Source organism: Microbacterium esteraromaticum (genome assembly GCF_016907315.1).
Lineage (GTDB): Bacteria > Actinomycetota > Actinomycetes > Actinomycetales > Microbacteriaceae > Microbacterium > Microbacterium esteraromaticum.
Genome location: NZ_JAFBBS010000001.1, coordinates 1042384 through 1060191, shown reverse-complemented (window position 1 = coordinate 1060191; position 17808 = coordinate 1042384). Strand labels below are relative to the sequence as shown.

General features: G+C 66.5%; 24 protein-coding genes. All 24 read left to right on the top strand.

Annotated features, from left to right (window positions below):
- The first annotated feature begins 196 nt into the window (after positions 1 to 196).
- Positions 197 to 1411 (top strand): sugar ABC transporter substrate-binding protein, encoded by a 1215-nt coding sequence (locus JOE67_RS05275; RefSeq protein WP_204974459.1) that lies wholly within the window; start codon positions 197 to 199, stop codon positions 1409 to 1411.
- Positions 1412 to 1496: 85 nt separating this feature from the next.
- Complete coding sequence (gene malF, locus JOE67_RS05270) at positions 1497 to 3101, top strand: maltose ABC transporter permease MalF (RefSeq protein ID WP_204974458.1); 1605 nt, start codon at positions 1497 to 1499, stop codon at positions 3099 to 3101.
- On the top strand, positions 3101 to 3985 hold the full coding sequence (locus JOE67_RS05265; protein ID WP_204974457.1) for a sugar ABC transporter permease: 885 nt from the start codon (positions 3101 to 3103) through the stop codon (positions 3983 to 3985). Before malF ends, JOE67_RS05265 begins: the two co-directional genes overlap by 1 nt.
- 94 nt (positions 3986 to 4079) lie before the next feature.
- Positions 4080 to 4238 (top strand): hypothetical protein, encoded by a 159-nt coding sequence (locus JOE67_RS05260; protein ID WP_204974456.1) that lies wholly within the window; start codon positions 4080 to 4082, stop codon positions 4236 to 4238.
- Positions 4239 to 4345: 107 nt separating this feature from the next.
- On the top strand, positions 4346 to 5482 hold the full coding sequence (locus tag JOE67_RS05255; RefSeq protein ID WP_204974455.1) for an MFS transporter: 1137 nt from the start codon (positions 4346 to 4348) through the stop codon (positions 5480 to 5482).
- 15 nt (positions 5483 to 5497) lie between these two features.
- Positions 5498 to 5989, top strand: coding sequence for a hypothetical protein (locus JOE67_RS05250; protein WP_204974454.1), 492 nt, complete (start codon positions 5498 to 5500; stop codon positions 5987 to 5989).
- Between the two features lie 59 nt (positions 5990 to 6048).
- Positions 6049 to 6696, top strand: a complete 648-nt coding sequence (locus tag JOE67_RS05245; RefSeq protein ID WP_204974453.1) for a spermidine/putrescine ABC transporter substrate-binding protein — start codon at positions 6049 to 6051, stop codon at positions 6694 to 6696.
- A 215-nt stretch (positions 6697 to 6911) separates the two neighbouring features.
- Positions 6912 to 7280: a 30S ribosomal protein S12 gene (gene rpsL / locus JOE67_RS05240; protein ID WP_018171438.1), complete on the top strand. Its 369-nt coding sequence runs from the start codon at positions 6912 to 6914 to the stop codon at positions 7278 to 7280.
- A 5-nt stretch (positions 7281 to 7285) separates the two neighbouring features.
- Positions 7286 to 7756, top strand: a complete 471-nt coding sequence (gene rpsG, locus JOE67_RS05235; RefSeq protein WP_017201608.1) for a 30S ribosomal protein S7 — start codon at positions 7286 to 7288, stop codon at positions 7754 to 7756.
- Positions 7757 to 7833: 77 nt separating this feature from the next.
- Entirely contained in the window at positions 7834 to 9948 is a 2115-nt protein-coding gene (fusA, locus tag JOE67_RS05230) for an elongation factor G (RefSeq protein ID WP_204974452.1), read from the top strand.
- A gap of 151 nt (positions 9949 to 10099) precedes the next feature.
- On the top strand, positions 10100 to 11293 hold the full coding sequence (gene tuf, locus JOE67_RS05225; RefSeq protein ID WP_204974451.1) for an elongation factor Tu: 1194 nt from the start codon (positions 10100 to 10102) through the stop codon (positions 11291 to 11293).
- A 145-nt stretch (positions 11294 to 11438) separates the two neighbouring features.
- A complete protein-coding gene (locus JOE67_RS05220; RefSeq protein WP_204974450.1) occupies positions 11439 to 11651 on the top strand; it encodes a hypothetical protein in 213 nt (70 codons plus the stop codon).
- 422 nt (positions 11652 to 12073) lie between these two features.
- Positions 12074 to 12382, top strand: a complete 309-nt coding sequence (gene rpsJ / locus JOE67_RS05215) for a 30S ribosomal protein S10 (RefSeq protein WP_017201594.1) — start codon at positions 12074 to 12076, stop codon at positions 12380 to 12382.
- An 8-nt stretch (positions 12383 to 12390) separates the two neighbouring features.
- A complete protein-coding gene (gene rplC / locus JOE67_RS05210; protein WP_204974449.1) occupies positions 12391 to 13050 on the top strand; it encodes a 50S ribosomal protein L3 in 660 nt (219 codons plus the stop codon).
- 4 nt (positions 13051 to 13054) lie between these two features.
- The gene (rplD, locus tag JOE67_RS05205) at positions 13055 to 13720 is read left to right on the top strand and encodes a 50S ribosomal protein L4 (protein ID WP_204974448.1); all 666 of its coding nucleotides are present in this window, start codon (positions 13055 to 13057) and stop codon (positions 13718 to 13720) included.
- Positions 13717 to 14037, top strand: a complete 321-nt coding sequence (gene rplW, locus JOE67_RS05200) for a 50S ribosomal protein L23 (RefSeq protein ID WP_182254259.1) — start codon at positions 13717 to 13719, stop codon at positions 14035 to 14037. Before rplD ends, rplW begins: the two co-directional genes overlap by 4 nt.
- 20 nt (positions 14038 to 14057) lie before the next feature.
- A complete protein-coding gene (gene rplB, locus JOE67_RS05195) occupies positions 14058 to 14897 on the top strand; it encodes a 50S ribosomal protein L2 (protein WP_204974447.1) in 840 nt (279 codons plus the stop codon).
- A gap of 12 nt (positions 14898 to 14909) precedes the next feature.
- Positions 14910 to 15191: a 30S ribosomal protein S19 gene (gene rpsS, locus JOE67_RS05190; RefSeq protein WP_071640280.1), complete on the top strand. Its 282-nt coding sequence runs from the start codon at positions 14910 to 14912 to the stop codon at positions 15189 to 15191.
- Between the two features lie 38 nt (positions 15192 to 15229).
- The gene (rplV, locus tag JOE67_RS05185) at positions 15230 to 15631 is read left to right on the top strand and encodes a 50S ribosomal protein L22 (protein ID WP_182254257.1); all 402 of its coding nucleotides are present in this window, start codon (positions 15230 to 15232) and stop codon (positions 15629 to 15631) included.
- A complete protein-coding gene (gene rpsC / locus JOE67_RS05180; RefSeq protein ID WP_071640276.1) occupies positions 15631 to 16395 on the top strand; it encodes a 30S ribosomal protein S3 in 765 nt (254 codons plus the stop codon). The genes rplV and rpsC overlap by 1 nt, the downstream gene beginning before the upstream one ends.
- Entirely contained in the window at positions 16395 to 16814 is a 420-nt protein-coding gene (gene rplP / locus JOE67_RS05175) for a 50S ribosomal protein L16 (RefSeq protein ID WP_099194600.1), read from the top strand. The genes rpsC and rplP overlap by 1 nt, the downstream gene beginning before the upstream one ends.
- A complete protein-coding gene (gene rpmC, locus JOE67_RS15625; protein ID WP_204974446.1) occupies positions 16814 to 17128 on the top strand; it encodes a 50S ribosomal protein L29 in 315 nt (104 codons plus the stop codon). Before rplP ends, rpmC begins: the two co-directional genes overlap by 1 nt.
- Positions 17128 to 17442 (top strand): 30S ribosomal protein S17, encoded by a 315-nt coding sequence (gene rpsQ / locus JOE67_RS05165; protein WP_204974445.1) that lies wholly within the window; start codon positions 17128 to 17130, stop codon positions 17440 to 17442. The genes rpmC and rpsQ overlap by 1 nt, the downstream gene beginning before the upstream one ends.
- Positions 17439 to 17807 (top strand): 50S ribosomal protein L14, encoded by a 369-nt coding sequence (rplN, locus tag JOE67_RS05160; RefSeq protein WP_099194602.1) that lies wholly within the window; start codon positions 17439 to 17441, stop codon positions 17805 to 17807. Before rpsQ ends, rplN begins: the two co-directional genes overlap by 4 nt.
- Position 17808: the final 1 nt, after the last annotated feature.

Sequence of the window (17808 nt, the reverse complement as noted above, 5' to 3'; positions counted from 1 at the left end):
TTCTGCCTTGACGCCGGGCCGAGAACGTGCAAGGACCGCCTGTCTTGGAAGCGCTTTCATGGGTTGGCCGATGGACTTCGTTGAGTCACAGGTTCATATCGGTGGGTACGACCATTGCGCGTCACGGAGAGAGGGATGCATACTGTAAGCGCTTGCAGTTTCCGCAGGCCACCCGCATCCAGAGAGGCACGCACCAATGAAGGTGACCAAGAGGAGCATCCTCGCGTTCGGCGCACTCGCCGTCACGTCCGCAATCGCCCTGAGCGGCTGCGCATCGTCCGCACCCTCCACCGACGGCGACAAGCCGGCCAAGGGCGAGTCCAGCAAGCTCACCGTCTGGCTCGACGCCGAGCGCGTCGACGCGCTCAAGGGCGCAGCCGACGCGTACGAAGAGAAGACCGGCGTCACGGTCGACCTCGTCGGCAAGTCGGTCGACGACATCAAGGACGACTTCATCCAGCAGGCGCCGACGGGCAAGGGCCCCGACGTGGTCATGGGCGCCCACGACTGGCTCGGCGAGCTGTCGACCAACGGCGTCGTCGCTCCGATCGAGCTCGGCGACTCGGCCGACGGCTACCTGCCCGTCGCGACCCAGGCCGCCACCTACGACGGCACCGTCTACATGCTCCCGTACGCCGTCGAGAACATCGCGGTGCTGCGCAACACGAAGCTCGTTCCCGAGGCGCCGAAGAACTTCGACGACATGGTCTCCAAGGGCACGTTCGTGGTCGAGCAGGGCGCAGAGGGCAACCCCTACCACCTCTACCCGTTCCAGACCGCCTTCGGCGCACCTGTCTTCGGCACCGACGCATCCGGCAGCTACGACGCGGCCGACCTGCAGCTCGGCAGCGAGGGCGGCTTCGCCTTCGCCGACTGGCTCGCCGCCCAGGGCGAGGCCGGAACGCTGAACACCGACATCGACGGCGAGATCGCCAAGCAGCAGTTCCTCGACGGCAAGGCCGCGTTCTGGCTGACCGGACCGTGGAACGTCGGCACGGCGGTCGACGCCGGCATCGACGTCGCCATCGACCCGATCCCCAGCCCCACCGCCGAGCCCGCCTCCCCGTTCGCCGGCGTCAAGGGCTTCTTCGTGAGCTCCGAGTCGAAGAACAAGGTCGCGGCGAACGACTTCCTGGTCAACTACATCGGCACCGAAGACGTGCAGCTCGAGCTGTTCAAGGCCGGCAACGTGCTGCCTGCGCTGACCGCCGCAGCCGACACCGCGGCATCCGACCCGATCATCGCCGGCTTCCAGGCCGTCGGCGCAGACGCCGTCCCGATGCCGGCCATCCCCGCCATGGGATCGGTCTGGCAGTACTGGGGAATCGCAGAGGCGGCCGTGATCAACGGCGCCGACCCGAAGGCCACCTGGCAGAAGCTCGCGGACGACGTGTCCGCAGCCATCAAGTGATCGCCCGGGCGCATCCGGGGCCTGCGGCATCGCCGCGCCCCGGGTGCGCCCGCGCCATCGAGCCTTCGAGACGACGGGGACAGAGATGACAGACACCACCGAGCAGACGGCGCCTCCGACCAGGCGTCAGCGGCAGGCGGCGCAGATCGCAGAGGCGGCCGGCACGCCCATCGGCTGGATGCTGCTGAAGATCCTGCTGCTGGGCATCGTCGACGCGGTCGCGCTCTACGCCGCCTTCGTGCTCTTCACGCACCAGGAATGGCTCGTGCTGGCCATCGTCGTGGCGGTCACGGCCGCCGTCAACTACATCTACTTCTCGCGGCGCCGCGTGCCCGCCAAGTACCTCACGCCCGGCATCATCTTCCTGGTCATCTTCCAGGTCTTCGCGCTCATCTACACCGGCTACATCGGATTCACCAACTACGGCACGGGGCACAACGGGTCGAAGCCCCAGGCCGTCTCGGCCCTGCTCGCCTCCGCTCAGGAGCGGGTCGAGGACTCCCCGGCATACCCCGTGCAGATCGTCGAGCAGGCCGGGGTCTACGGACTGCTCGTCACCGACCCCGACACCGGAGACGCGCTGCTCGGAACCAACGAGGAGCCGCTGCACGAGGTCGATGCGCAGTTCGACGGCGACCGCGCCACCGCGACCGACGGCTGGAACTCGCTCCCGCTCGCCGAGGTGTTCGGGCTCTCGTCCGAGCTCGAGAAGCTGTCGGTCCCGTTCAGCGACGACCCGAACGACGGCAGCCTGCGCACTCCCGACGGGCAGAGCGGCTACCTGTACATCTCGCAGCTCGAGTACGACGCGTCAGCCGACACGATCACCGACACCCGCAGCGGCGTCGTCTACTCCGACATCGGCACCGGCGCCTTCACCGCCGACGGCGGCGAGCAGCTCATGCCGGGCTGGCAGGTCAACGTCGGGTTCGACAACTTCGTGCGCGCCGTCACCGACGCGTCGATCCGCGGCCCGCTCATCTCGGTCACGATCTGGACCTTCGTCTTCGCGGTCATCTCCGTGGCGTCGACGTTCTTCCTCGGCCTGCTGATGGCGCTGGTGTTCAACAACACCCGGATGCGGTTCCGCAACGCCTACCGGATCATCATGATCCTTCCCTACGCCTTCCCCGCCTTCCTGTCGGCGCTGGTCTGGGCGGGAATGATGAACGAGAGCTTCGGCTTCATCAACCAGGTGCTGCTCGGCGGTGCCGAGGTCCCGTGGCTGACCGACCCGACCCTCGCCAAGGTGTCGATCCTCATCGTCAATCTGTGGCTGGGCTTCCCGTACATGTTCCTCGTCTGCATGGGCGCCCTGCAGGGCATCCCGGAGGACGTCAACGAGGCCGCCGTGATGGACGGCGCGAACCCCTGGCAGATCTTCCGCCGCATCAAGCTGCCGCTGCTGCTGGTGACGGTCGCGCCGCTGCTGATCTCGTCGTTCGCGTTCAACTTCAACAACTTCAACCTGATCTACATGCTCACCAAGGGCGGGCCGCGGTTCACCGATGTCTCGATCCCGGTCGGGCACACCGACATCCTGATCTCGATGGTCTACAAGGTGGCGTTCACAGGCCAGACCCGCGACTACGGCCTCGCGTCGGCCTTCACGATCCTCATCTTCATCGTGGTGGCGACGATCTCGATCATCAGCTTCCGCAAGACCAAGGCACTCGAGGAGCTGAACTGATGAGCACCCAGACACTCACTCCGCGCAAGCGCTCGTTCGGCTCGTGGTTCGCCGACACCGGGTGGCGGCACCTCGTCGCGGTCGTGGTGAGCGCGTTCGCGCTCTTCCCGCTGATGTACGTGCTCTCGGCGTCGCTGAACCCCAAGGGCACGCTGACGGGGTCGAACCAGCTCTTCTCGGCCATCGGCATCGACAGCTACGTGCGCATCCTGTCGGACCCGCAGAACCCGTACGGGCTGTGGTTCCTCAACACCCTCATCATCGCCACGGTGACCGGTCTTCTGACCGTGTTCATCGGAGCGTGCGCCGCATACGCGTTCTCGCGCATGAGATTCGCCGGCCGCCGGATCGGCCTGATCACCGTCGTCGTCGTGCAGATGTTCCCGCAGCTTCTCGCGGTCGTCGCGCTGTTCATGCTCATGTCCACCCTCGGCGACTGGTTCCCGGCGATCGGACTGAACACGCACACGGGCCTGATCCTCGTCTACCTCGGTGGGGCCCTGGGCGTGAACACCTATCTGATGTACGGCTTCTTCAACACGATCCCCAAGGAGATCGACGAGGCCGCGCGCATCGACGGCGCAGGTCATGCGCGCATCTTCTTCACGATCATCCTGCGGCTGGTCGCGCCCATCCTCGCGGTGGTCGGGCTGCTGTCGTTCATCGGCATCGTGAACGAGTACGTGATCGCCAGCGTCATCCTCATCGACCCCGAGAAGCAGACGCTCGTCGTCGGTCTCACCAAGCTCGTGGCGAACCCCCGCTACGCGGACTGGTCGGCGTTCTCGGCCGGTGCGGTCATGGCCGCCGTGCCCGTGATGATCCTGTTCCTCTTCCTGCAGAAGTACATCGTCGGCGGCCTCACCGCCGGTGCGGTCAAGTAGCACCCGCAGTCCACTGTTCGGCCATCGTGGGTCAGCACAGAGACACGATGGCCCGATGCTCCCACGCGGCCGCGACAGGGCGTACGGTGAGCGCATGGCGGCCCGAGTCGGAGGACGGAACCTGGCGATCAGCTGGATCGTGGGTCTGCTGTGCGCCGCCGTCGTCGGCGCCCTGATGTGGCTCTCGCTGCCGGCCGGGCCCGGGCTGCTGTTCATGGTCGGGCATCTGCTCGACGGCACCGTGCCGCGCTGACGCGGACCCTGACGGATGCCGATATCCCGGACACATCGGCACGCCTGCGCTGTGCGCGTCGCCCGCGGCGCTAACCTCGGTGTGCACCTATCACGAGAGGCGATCACATGAGCGACCCCGAGGTTCCCAAGAACGAGCAGCACCACGACGTGGACGACGTCGTCGGCCGCGCCAACGAGGGACTCGACGCCGCCGCCGCAGCCCGCGCTGACGTGCCGCGGACGGATGCTGCGGCAGGTCCCGTCGATCCCGACCTGGCGGCCTTCGAGGCGGCCGAGCGCGACCACCCCGGCACCTTCGGCTCGACCGAGCCCGCCGTGACCCGCGACCCCGCCGACGCCGGCCGTGCCGACGCCGACCGCGTCGACACCGACCGTGCCGACATCGACCGTGCAGACGCCGTGCCCGCCGACGCAGACCGTCTCGACGCCGACCGTGGCGACGCGCACCGCCTGGATGCCGCCCGTGTCGACACCCACCGCGACGGGTCTCTCCGCGACGCATCCGACAGCTCCGCACACGTCTCGACCGCTGACACCGACGCCGAAGCGACACGGGTGATCGACACCGACCGCGAGCACCACCCGACGGTCGCCGACACCGCCTACGCGGCGCCCGTCGACCACTCGGCCGAGACGCGGGTCGTGCCCGCCGAGCCCGTCGCGCCTCCCGCTGCCCCGCAGCCGATCTTCGTGCAGGCGCCCGAGCCGCCTCGCGAGCTGGGCAACCGCGGAACCGCGGGTGCCATCGGCCTGCTGGCAGCCCTCGCGTTCGCGATCCTCTACCTCGGCGCGATCCTCGGCTTCGGCGCGCTGAGCGGCGACGTCACGACCGCGAACGTCGGCACCGCAGCTCTCGCACCGCTCACCACCTGGTCGTTCTGGGTGCCCGTCGTGGTCTTCTTCCTCGCCTTCTGGCTGCTCGGCGCGTTCATCAACCGCGCCCGCTGGGGCAAGTGGGTCACCCTCGGACTGTTCGTGGCGATCGCGACCTACGGCGGATACATCCTCGGGCAGCTCTTCCAGGAGCCGTTCTGGCGCATCACCGCCACCGAGTCGGCCGAGGTCGTCAACGAGTCGCTGCTCGCCCCGCTCGCGATCGCATCGTTCATCTTCGCCCGTGAGCTCACGATCTGGTTCGGCGCCTGGGTCGCCCGCAGCGGGGCCAAGAAGAAGGCGCTCAACGCCGAGGCGCAGGCCGAGTACGAGCGCACGCTCGAAGCCGGCCCCGCAGCTCTTCGATGAGCGTAAGGTGACGGCATGACCACCAGAGACCCCCACGGCCCCGCGCCGGAGGGGGTCTCTGCTTTTCTCGCCGGAGTCGTCGGCGGGGTCTGCTTCGCCGCCTTCTCGATCCTCGGCCTCGGGATGCTGTCGTACTTCGCCGACATCGACATCATCGCCGTCGAAGGTCTCACCCTCTGGCCCGGAGTGATGGGGATGGCGGTGGCGATCGTGGTCTTCGCCGCGCTGTCGGCACCGCTGCTGCGCCGCGACCTGCCCTCGTTCGGGGCGGTCGTGCTGATCGCCGTCGCCACGGCCCTCGCGCATCTCGGCGCTGTCTGGCTCTCGGCACTCATCGGCGGCGCCGGCATCGCGCACGCCGTCGCTGCGGCCTCGCAGATCGTCGTCCGAGGGTCGAGCGCGGTGGTCATCGTGGCTGCCCTGATCGCGGGCTGGATCGCGGTCGCCCTGCGCCGCTCACGATCCGGCGCCCCCCGCTGGCCGTGGGAGCGCGACGACGCGGAGTGACGGACGCGCCGCCCCGGGGAAAGCGCCGTCTGCGGCGATCACGGCCCTACTCTGTATTCGTGGAGAGGTCGCTGGAGTCTCAGGTCGACCAGGCCGTCGAGGCCTGGCTGCGCTGGGTGCCGCGCTGGGCGCCGGCGACGCACCGCGGGCGTGTGGCACCATGCCGCCGCTGCCTCGGCTCTCCGATTCTCTCGGCGGTCGGCATCGGCGGCAACGTTCCGCATGGCGTGCAGCACGGGCTCTCCACCCGCATCAAGTCGATCGTCGATCAAGCCGTCGCCGAGTACACGGCGCGAAACCTCCCGATGCTCCAGGCCGAGCTCGACCATCAGGCCGACCGCAACCGATCGCGCGCCTACCGCCCGGGGGAGGGGCTCGATCCCGAGTACGAGGGGATGCCCCTCGATCCCGACCCCCTGCCGGGAGCGCCTTTCCTCTTCACCGTCGCGGGCATAGCGGACGAGGCGGCCGCGGAGCTCCCGCCCCTGCCCCCGCTGTCGGAGGACGCCAAGGCCGCTCTGCGCCAGGAGGTGGCGCTCGCAGACGACTACGCGAACATGATCGGGCGCGAGATCTGCGGTCTCCTGCTCCGCCACCGGCTGAACGTGCAGGCGGCGATCTCGCAGTACGTCGAGCCGCAGATCGAGGCCATGCTGGCCGAGCTGAGCGAGGCGCTCGACTCGCCGTTCGACCCCGACACTCCGTAGCACAGCATCCGCTCTGCTCATTTGACCGCCACGGCCCCGCGCCCTTACACTTGATCGGGTGTGTGCACGACTGTGCGCGCACGCAGGGCGCCGGCACCGTCGGTTCGCCCCCACGGCATACCCATCACACCAAAAGCCCGACTCCTCTGTCGAGCCGGTGGGTCATGATGTGAAACCCATCACGCTGTCACCGTGCAGCACTATGAGGAGAGAACGTGCCAACTATTCAGCAGTTGGTTCGCAAGGGACGCTCGCCCAAGGTCTCGAAGACCAAGGCGCCCGCCCTGAAGGCGAACCCGCAGCAGGCCGGCGTGTGCACCCGCGTGTACACCACCACCCCGAAGAAGCCGAACTCGGCGATGCGCAAGGTCGCTCGTGTGAAGCTCCGCAACGGCACCGAGGTGACCGCCTACATCCCCGGTGAGGGCCACAACCTGCAGGAGCACTCGCTCGTGCTCGTCCGCGGTGGTCGTGTGAAGGACCTCCCCGGTGTCCGCTACAAGATCGTCCGTGGTGCGCTCGACACCCAGGCAGTGAAGAACCGTAAGCAGGCTCGTTCCCGCTACGGCGCGAAGAAGGGCTGAGTCAGATGCCTCGTAAGGGACCCGCACCCAAGCGCCCCGTCGTCAACGACCCGGTCTACGGCGCTCCGATCGTCACCTCGCTGGTGAACAAGATCCTCGTCGACGGCAAGAAGTCGCTCGCCGAGTCCATCGTGTACGGCGCCCTCCGCGGCGTCGAGGCGAAGAACGGCCAGGACGCCGTCGCCACCCTCAAGAAGGCGCTCGACAACGTGCGCCCGACCCTCGAGGTCCGCAGCCGCCGCGTCGGCGGCTCGACCTACCAGGTTCCCGTCGAGGTCAAGCCGCACCGCGCGAACACCCTCGCGCTGCGCTGGCTTGTCAGCTACGCGAAGGGCCGTCGTGAGAAGACGATGACCGAGCGCCTGCAGAACGAGATCCTCGACGCGTCGAACGGCCTGGGAGCCGCGGTCAAGCGCCGCGAGGACACCCACAAGATGGCCGAGTCGAACCGCGCCTTCGCCCACTACCGCTGGTAAAGGGCTGAGCGGATGCCGCTGATGCGGCATCCGCTCCCACTCTCTGTTCGTTCCTGAACCATCCCGGAGGAACCCCCGTGGCACAAGAAGTGCTCACCGACCTGAGCAAGGTCCGCAACATCGGCATCATGGCCCACATCGATGCCGGCAAGACCACCACCACCGAGCGCATCCTGTTCTACACGGGTGTCAACCACAAGCTCGGCGAGACCCACGACGGCGCGTCGACGACGGACTGGATGGAGCAGGAGAAGGAGCGCGGCATCACGATCACGTCGGCCGCCGTGACCTGCTTCTGGAACAAGAACCAGATCAACATCATCGACACCCCCGGTCACGTGGACTTCACCGTCGAGGTCGAGCGCTCGCTGCGCGTGCTCGACGGCGCTGTCGCCGTCTTCGACGGCAAGGAGGGCGTCGAGCCCCAGTCCGAGACCGTGTGGCGTCAGGCCGACAAGTACGGCGTTCCCCGCATCTGCTTCGTCAACAAGATGGACAAGCTGGGCGCCGACTTCTACTACACCGTTGACACCATCGTGAACCGTCTGGGTGCCAAGCCGCTCGTGCTGCAGCTCCCGATCGGCGCCGAGAGCGACTTCATCGGCGTCGTGGACCTCATCGAGATGCGCGCGCTGGTCTGGCCCGGCGATGCCAAGGGTGACGTGACCATGGGCGCCTCGTACGAGGTGCAGGACATCCCCGCCGACCTTCAGGAGAAGGCCGAGGAGTACCGCCAGCAGCTGCTCGAGACCGTCGCCGAGACCGACGACGCTCTGCTCGAGAAGTTCTTCGGCGGCGAAGAGCTGACGATCGCCGAGATCAAGGGCGCCATCCGCAAGATGGTCGTCGCCAACGAGATCTACCCGGTCCTCTGCGGCTCGGCGTTCAAGAACCGCGGCGTGCAGCCGATGCTCGACGCAGTCATCGACTTCCTCCCCAACCCCCTCGACGTCGGTGCCATCGAGGCTCACGACCCGAAGGACGAGGAGAAGGTCATCGAGCGTCACCCCGACGCGAACGACCCGTTCTCGGCTCTCGCCTTCAAGGTCGCCGTGCACCCGTTCTTCGGTCGTCTGACCTACGTCCGCGTGTACTCGGGTCACCTCGACTCGGGCTCCGCCGTGGTCAACTCGACCAAGGGCAAGAAGGAGCGCATCGGAAAGATCTTCCAGATGCACGCCAACAAGGAGAACCCGGTCGACGAGCTCACCGCGGGCAACATCTACGCCGTCATCGGCCTGAAGGACACCACCACCGGTGACACCCTCGCCGACCCGGCTGCGCCCGTCGTGCTCGAGTCGATGACGTTCCCCGAGCCGGTGATCGAGGTCGCGATCGAGCCGAAGACCAAGGCCGACCAGGAGAAGCTGGGTCTCGCGATCCAGAAGCTCGCTGAAGAGGACCCGACCTTCCGCACCGAGCTCAACCCCGAGACCGGTCAGACGACCATCAAGGGCATGGGCGAGCTGCACCTCGACATCCTCGTCGACCGCATGAAGCGCGAGTTCCGCGTCGAGGCGAACGTCGGAAAGCCCCAGGTGGCCTACCGCGAGACGATCCGCAAGGCCGTCGAGAAGCACGACTACACGCACAAGAAGCAGACCGGTGGATCGGGTCAGTTCGCGAAGATCCAGTTCAACATCGAGCCGCTCGACCTCGACGGCGAGAAGACGTACGAGTTCGTCAACTCCGTCACCGGTGGACGCATCCCGCGTGAGTACATCGGCTCGATCGACGCCGGTTTCCAGGACGCGATGAACGTCGGCGTGCTCGCCGGCTACCCGATGGTGGGCGTCAAGGCGACCATCGTCGACGGTGCAGCGCACGACGTCGACTCCTCGGAGATGGCGTTCAAGATCGCGGGCTCCATGGGCTTCAAGGAGGCCGCTCGCCGTGCCAACCCTGTGCTGCTCGAGCCGCTCATGGCGGTCGAGGTGCGTACTCCCGAGGAGTACATGGGCGACGTCATCGGCGACCTGAACTCGCGTCGCGGACAGATCCAGTCGATGGAGGACGCGCAGGGCGTCAAGGTGGTGCGCGCTTCGGTGCCGCTGTCCGAGATGTTCGGCTACATCGGCGACCTGCGCTCGAAGACCTCGGGTCGCGCTGTGTACTCCATGGAGTTCGACAGCTACTCTGAGGTCCCGCGCGCTGTTGCGGATGAGATCATCCAGAAGGCCAAGGGCGAGTAAGCCCTTCCTGGGGATGCCGTGCCCGCACGGCATCCCCACACCCCACAACTTCACATTCACTCTCTACTAAACTGAGAAACCGAAACCCGTAGGGAGCCGGTCACAATCCAGTGCCCGGCGATCTCTACACGAACGTCCTGAGGAGGACCCAGTGGCCAAGGCCAAGTTCGAGCGGACCAAGCCGCACGTCAACATCGGAACGATCGGTCACGTCGACCACGGCAAGACCACCCTGTCTGCCGCGATCTCGAAGGTGCTCGCCGACAAGTACCCGTCGGACACCAACGTCCAGCGTGACTTCGCCTCGATCGACTCGGCTCCCGAGGAGCGTCAGCGCGGTATCACCATCAACATCTCGCACATCGAGTACGAGACCCCGAAGCGCCACTACGCGCACGTTGACGCCCCCGGCCACGCCGACTACGTCAAGAACATGATCACCGGTGCCGCTCAGATGGACGGCGCCATCCTCGTGGTCGCCGCCACCGACGGCCCGATGGCTCAGACCCGTGAGCACGTGCTGCTCGCCAAGCAGGTCGGCGTGCCGTACCTGATGGTCGCCCTCAACAAGTCGGACATGGTCGACGACGAGGAGATCCTGGAGCTCGTCGAGCTCGAGGTCCGCGAGCTGCTCTCGTCGCAGGGCTTCCCCGGCGACGACGCTCCCGTCATCAAGGTCTCGGCTCTCGGCGCCCTCAACGGCGAAGAGAAGTGGGTCGAGTCGATCGTCGAGCTCATGCAGGCCGCTGACGACGCCATCCCGGACCCCGAGCGTGACCGCGACAAGCCGTTCCTCATGCCGATCGAGGACGTCTTCACGATCACCGGTCGTGGAACGGTCGTCACGGGCCGCGCCGAGCGTGGCACCCTGGCCATCAACTCCGAGGTCGAGATCGTCGGCATCCGCCCGACCCAGAAGACCACGGTCACCGGTATCGAGATGTTCCACAAGCAGCTCGACGAGGCATGGGCCGGCGAGAACTGCGGTCTGCTGCTCCGCGGCACCAAGCGCGAGGACGTCGAGCGCGGCCAGGTCGTCGTGAAGCCGGGCTCGATCACCCCGCACACGGAGTTCGAGGGCACCGCGTACATCCTGTCGAAGGACGAGGGTGGCCGCCACAACCCCTTCTACACGAACTACCGTCCGCAGTTCTACTTCCGCACCACCGACGTGACCGGCGTCATCACGCTGCCCGAGGGCACCGAGATGGTCATGCCCGGTGACACCACCGACATGAAGGTGGACCTCATCCAGCCCATCGCCATGGAAGAGGGCCTCGGCTTCGCGATCCGTGAGGGTGGCCGCACCGTCGGCGCCGGCACGGTGACCAAGGTGCTCGCGTAAGCATCTGCTTCTCGAAAGAGGGGTCGGACCTTCGGGTCCGGCCCCTCTTTCTGCGTATCACGCGGTGCTCGACAGGAGTCGCCTGCATCGCGTAGAAATGAGGGGGCGCAGGGACGCTGCGCCGCATCAACAGGGGAGGACAGCAATGGGCATCGAGGATCTCGTGAACCAGGGCAAGGATGCTTTCGAGCAGAACAAGGACAAGATCGCCGAAGCGGTCAAGAGCGAGCAGGCTGAGGACATCAGCGATCGCGTTCTCGACGAGATCGCCGACTTCGCGAAGAAGGTCGCTCCCGGCGCCGCCGACCAGATCGACGACATCCGCGACAAGGCCGACGGAGCCGTCGGCAACCAGTGACCGACGCGGTTCGCCGCGCGACGAGGAGGGGTGGTGCGCCTGGGGCGCACCACCCCTTCGCGCGTCCGGATGCCCGGGTCTGAGCCCGCAGGATCACGCGCGACACGCCCGGGTTTGCGGTGCCCGAATCCGCGTGGCAGAATAGTCAGGTTCCACATTTCTGCGCTCTCCGTGATGCGCGGAATCACTGTTACGAACGTGCATAGGCGGCAGCCCCCTCCCGAAGGGCGCAGCAGGGTTCTAGGCCGCGGACAGCAGAACAAGCCCCACTCGAAGACGCGAGCACACGTTGCTGGCGTCTTCATGGTGAAAACAGAACAGCGGTGCGCAAGTGCCGAAGGCGCAACAGCGCCATCGTGCGTCCAATGCCCCAGGGCCACCCGGCTCCGGACGGTACGACGCCTGAAGAGAGAGAGCAGACAATGGCGGGACAGAAGATCCGCATTCGCCTGAAGTCGTATGACCACGAGGTCATCGACACGTCGGCACGTAAGATCGTCGACACCGTGACCCGTGCGGGCGCGACCGTCGTCGGCCCCGTGCCGCTTCCGACCGAGAAGAACGTCGTGTGCGTCATCCGGTCGCCCCACAAGTACAAGGACAGCCGCGAGCACTTCGAGATGCGCACCCACAAGCGTCTGATCGACATCGTCGACCCGACGCCGAAGGCCGTCGACTCGCTGATGCGTCTCGACCTGCCCGCCGATGTCAACATCGAGATCAAGCTCTGAGGTCCGCCATGGTTGACATCAACGCAAAGATTTCCAAGGGCATGCTCGGCACCAAGCTCGGCATGACCCAGGTCTGGAACGAGAACGGGAAGCTCATCCCCGTGACCGTCATCGAGCTGGCTCCGAACGTGGTCACCCAGGTTCGCACCCCCGAGAAGGACGGCTACAACGCCGTTCAGATCGCCTACGGCCAGATCGACCCCCGCAAGGTCAACAAGCCGCTGAGCGCTCACTTCGAGGCAGCAGGCGTGACCCCCCGTCGCCACGTCACCGAGATCCGCACCGCGGACGCCGCTGACTACTCGCTCGGCCAGGAGCTCACGCTCGACGGCGTGTTCGAGGCAGGCCAGCTGGTTGACGTGGTCGGCACCAGCAAGGGCAAGGGCACCGCCGGTGTCATGAAGCGTCACAACTTCGCCGGCGTCTCGGCCTCCCACGGTGCGCACCGCAACCACCGCAAGCCCGGCTCGATCGGCGCATCGTCGACCCCGAGCCGCGTGTTCAAGGGCATGCGCATGGCCGGCCGCATGGGTGGCGAGCGCGTGACCGTCCTCAACCTCACGGTGCACGCCATCGACGCCGAGAAGGGACTCATGCTCGTCAAGGGCGCCGTCCCCGGTGCTCGTGGTCGTATCGTGTACGTCCGCAACGCAGTGAAGGGTGCCTGATCTCATGGCTGACTCCACTCTGGCAATCGACGTCCTGTCGGTCGACGGCAAGAAGGCAGGCTCGGTCGAGCTGCCCGCCTCGATCTTCGACGTCGAGACCAACGTCCCGCTGATCCACCAGGTCGTCGTCGCGCAGCTCGCAGCAGCGCGTCAGGGCACCCACGCCACGAAGACTCGTGGCGACGTGTCCGGCTCCGGCAGCAAGCCCTTCAAGCAGAAGGGCACGGGTAACGCCCGTCAGGGCTCGATCCGCATGCCGCAGCACCGCGGTGGTGGCACGGTCCACGGCCCGCAGCCGCGCGACTACTCGCAGCGCACCCCCAAGAAGATGATCGCCGCAGCCCTCCGTGGCGCGCTGAGCGACCGTCTGCGCGGCGAGCGTCTGCACGCCGTCGAGGCCTTCGTCGCCGACAGCACCCCCTCGACCAAGGCTGCGGCCGGCCTGCTGGCCACCGTCGCCCCGTCGAAGAACGTGCTGGTCGTCATCGAGCGCACCGACGAGCTGACCACGAAGAGCGTCCGCAACCTCGCGAACGTTCACCTGATCAGCTTCGACCAGCTGAACGCCTACGACGTCGTCGTCTCCGACGACATCGTCTTCACCAAGGCCGCACTCGAGGGCTTCATCGCCTCCAAGACCGGTGCGACCGCAGAGGAGGTCTCGGCATGACCGAGCAGAACGTTCTCGCCACGGCCCTGAACAAGGACCCGCGCGACATCATCCTCGGACCGGTCGTGTCCGAGAAGAGCTACGGCCTGATCGACGAGGGCAAGTACACCTTCCTCGTCGACCCGCGCGCCTCGAAGACCGAGATCAAGCTCGCCATCGAGAAGATCTTCGGTGTCAAGGTGGCCTCGGTCAACACGATCAACCGCGTCGGCAAGGCCCGCCGCACCCGCTTCGGCACCGGCAAGCGCAAGGACACCAAGCGCGCGATCGTGGCTCTGAAGTCGGGTTCCATCGACATCTTCACGGCAGTCGGCTGACCGGGGGATAAGGACTAATAATGGCTATTCGCAAGTACAAGCCCACGACCCCGGGTCGCCGCGGTTCGTCGGTGGCCGACTTCGCCGAGATCACCCGATCGACGCCTGAGAAGTCGCTGCTGCGCCCGCTCTCGAAGACCGGTGGTCGCAACAACCAGGGCCGCATCACGACCCGTCACATCGGTGGTGGACACAAGCGCCAGTACCGCGTCATCGACTTCCGTCGCAATGACAAGGACGGCATCAACGCCAAGGTCGCTCACATCGAGTACGACCCCAACCGCACCGCGCGCATCGCGCTGCTGCACTACTTCGACGGCGAGAAGCGCTACATCCTCGCCCCGAACAAGCTGAAGCAGGGCGACGTCATCGAGTCGGGTGCCGGCGCTGACATCAAGCCTGGCAACAACCTGCCGCTGAAGAACATCCCCACCGGTACCGTGATCCACGCGATCGAGCTGCGTCCCGGCGGCGGAGCGAAGATGGCCCGTTCGGCCGGCGCCTCGGTGCGTCTGGTCGCGAAGGACGGCCCCTACGCACAGCTGCGTCTGCCCTCGGGCGAGATCCGCAACGTCGATGCGCGCTGCCGCGCGACCATCGGCGAGGTCGGCAATGCCGAGCAGTCGAACATCAACTGGGGCAAGGCCGGCCGCAAGCGCTGGAAGGGCGTCCGCCCGACCGTCCGCGGTGTCGCCATGAACCCGGTCGACCACCCGCACGGTGGTGGTGAGGGCAAGACGTCCGGTGGACGTCACCCCGTCTCCCCGTGGGGCCAGGCTGAGGGTCGTACCCGTCACGCCAACAAGGAAAGTGACAAGTACATCGTCCGCCGCCGCAACGCCGGCAAGAAGCGCAAGTAGGAGTAGAGGAAGATGCCACGCAGTCTCAAGAAGGGCCCCTTCGTCGACGAGCACCTGCTTCGCAAGGTGGTCGGACAGAACGAGTCCGGTACGAAGAACGTCATCAAGACCTGGTCGCGTCGCTCGATGATCATCCCCGCAATGCTGGGACACACCATCGCCGTGCACGACGGTCGCAAGCACATCCCCGTGTTCGTGACCGAGACCATGGTCGGCCACAAGCTGGGCGAGTTCGCGCCCACCCGCACCTTCCGCGGCCACGAGAAGGACGACAAGAAGGGCCGTCGCCGCTGACGCGGTGACGCTCTGGACAGAAACAGAGGAGGAGAACAATGGTGGAATCCATCGCACGCGTCAAGCACATCCGCGTGACCCCTCAGAAGGCTCGTCGTGTCGTCGCGCTCATCAAGGGCAAGCAGGCGCAGGAAGCACTGGCCATTCTGAAGTTCGCACCGCAGGGTGCCAGCGAGCCGATCTACAAGCTCGTGCACTCTGCCATCGCCAACGCGTCGGTCAAGGCCGACCGCGACGGCGAGTTCCTGGACGAGCAGGACCTGTACGTGAAGAACGCGTACGTCGACGAGGGCACGACGCTCAAGCGTTTCCGCCCCCGTGCTCAGGGTCGTGCCTCGCAGATCAAGAAGCGCACGAGCCACATCACGGTCGTGCTGGCCACCCCGGAGGTCGCTGAGGCGGCTGCACCGGCGGCCAAGACGAAGAAGGCGAGCAAGTAATGGGCCAGAAGGTCAACCCGTACGGCTTCCGCCTCGGCATCACCACGGACCACGTGTCGCGTTGGTTCTCGGACTCGACGAAGCCGGGCCAGCGTTACGCCGACTACGTCGCCGAGGACATCAAGATCCGTCGTCTGCTGCAGACGCAGCTCGACCGCGCCGGTGTCTCGAACATCGAGATCGAGCGCACCCGCGACCGCGTGCGTGTGGACATCCACACCGCACGTCCCGGCATCGTCATCGGCCGCCGTGGCGCCGAGGCCGAGCGCATCCGCGGCGACCTCGAGAAGCTCACCGGCAAGCAGATCCAGCTGAACATCCTCGAGGTCAAGAACCCCGAGGCCGACGCTCAGCTCGTCGCGCAGGGCATCGCCGAGCAGCTCTCTGCTCGTGTGGCGTTCCGTCGTGCGATGCGCAAGGGTCTGCAGGGCGCTCAGCGCGCCGGCGCGAAGGGCATCCGCATCCAGGTCTCCGGCCGCCTCGGCGGCGCGGAGATGAGCCGCTCGGAGTTCTACCGCGAGGGTCGTGTGCCGCTGCACACGCTGCGCGCGAACATCGACTACGGCTTCTACGAGGCGAAGACCACCTTCGGCCGCATCGGCGTGAAGGTCTGGATCTACAAGGGCGACCTCACCAACAAGGAGCTTGCTCGCGAGCAGGCCAACCAGAAGCCTTCGCGCGAGCGTGGCGACCGTCGTGGCCCCCGTGGCGACCGCGGTGACCGTCGCAACGAGGCTCCCGTCGCAGAAGGAGCGTCTGCCTGATGCTTATCCCTCGCAAGGTCAAGTACCGCAAGCAGCACCACCCGAAGCGTTCGGGCCAGGCCACCGGTGGCACCAAGGTGTCGTTCGGTGAGTTCGGCATCCAGGCGCTGACCCCCGCGTACGTGACGAACCGTCAGATCGAGTCCGCTCGTATCGCGATGACCCGTCACATCAAGCGTGGTGGAAAGGTGTGGATCAACATCTACCCCGACCGCCCGCTCACCAAGAAGCCCGCTGAGACCCGCATGGGTTCGGGTAAGGGCTCGCCCGAGTGGTGGGTCGCCAACGTCAAGCCGGGCCGTGTCCTCTTCGAGGTCGCGGGCGTGAACGAGCAGCTCGCACGCGAGGCGCTCACCCGGGCCATTCACAAGCTGCCGCTCAAGGCACGCATCATCAAGCGCGAGGAGGGCGACGCGTAATGGCGATCGGCACCAAGGAGCTCGCTCCGGCAGAGCTCGACACGTTCGAAGACCAGCGCCTCGTTGAGGAGCTGCGCAAGGCCAAGGAGGAGCTGTTCAACCTCCGTTTCCAGTCGGCCACCGGCCAGCTGGAGAGCCACGGCCGCATCCGCGCCGTCAAGCGCGACATCGCGCGCCTCTACACCGTGATCCGCGAGCGCGAGCTGGGCATCCGTGCGACGCCCGCTCCGGTCGAGGCTCCGGCGAAGAAGGCGTCCAAGGCGAAGGCGAAGAAGGCCGATGAGGCTGAGGCGCCGAAGGAGGAGGCCGAGTAATGGCTGAGAAGAAGGCTGCTGCCGCCGTCGAGCACGGCGAGCACGACGTCCGCGATGCGGACGCACGCGGTTACCGCAAGGCCCGTCGCGGCTACGTCGTCAGCGACAAGATGGACAAGACCATCGTCGTCGAGGTCGAGGACCGCGTGAAGCACCCGCTTTACGGCAAGGTCATCCGCGTGACCTCGAAGGTCAAGGCGCACGACGAGAACAACGCCGCCGGCATCGGCGACCTCGTTCTCATCAACGAGACCCGCCCGCTGAGCGCCACCAAGCGCTGGCGTCTGGTGGAGATCCTGGAGAAGGCAAAGTGATCCAGACCGAGTCCCGCGTCAAGGTCGCCGACAACACCGGCGCCAAGGAGCTGCTCACGATCCGCGTTCTCGGTGGCTCCAGCCGCCGCTACGCCGGCCTGGGCGACACCATCGTCGCGACCGTCAAGGACGCGATCCCCGGTGGGAACGTCAAGAAGGGCGACGTGGTCAAGGCCGTCATCGTCCGCACCGTCAAGTCGACCCGTCGTGCAGACGGCTCGTACATCAAGTTCGACGAGAACGCCGCCGTCATCCTGAAGAACGATGGGGAGCCCCGCGGCACCCGCATCTTCGGACCGGTCGGTCGTGAGCTTCGCGACAAGAAGTTCATGAAGATCGTCTCGCTCGCCCCGGAGGTCATCTGAT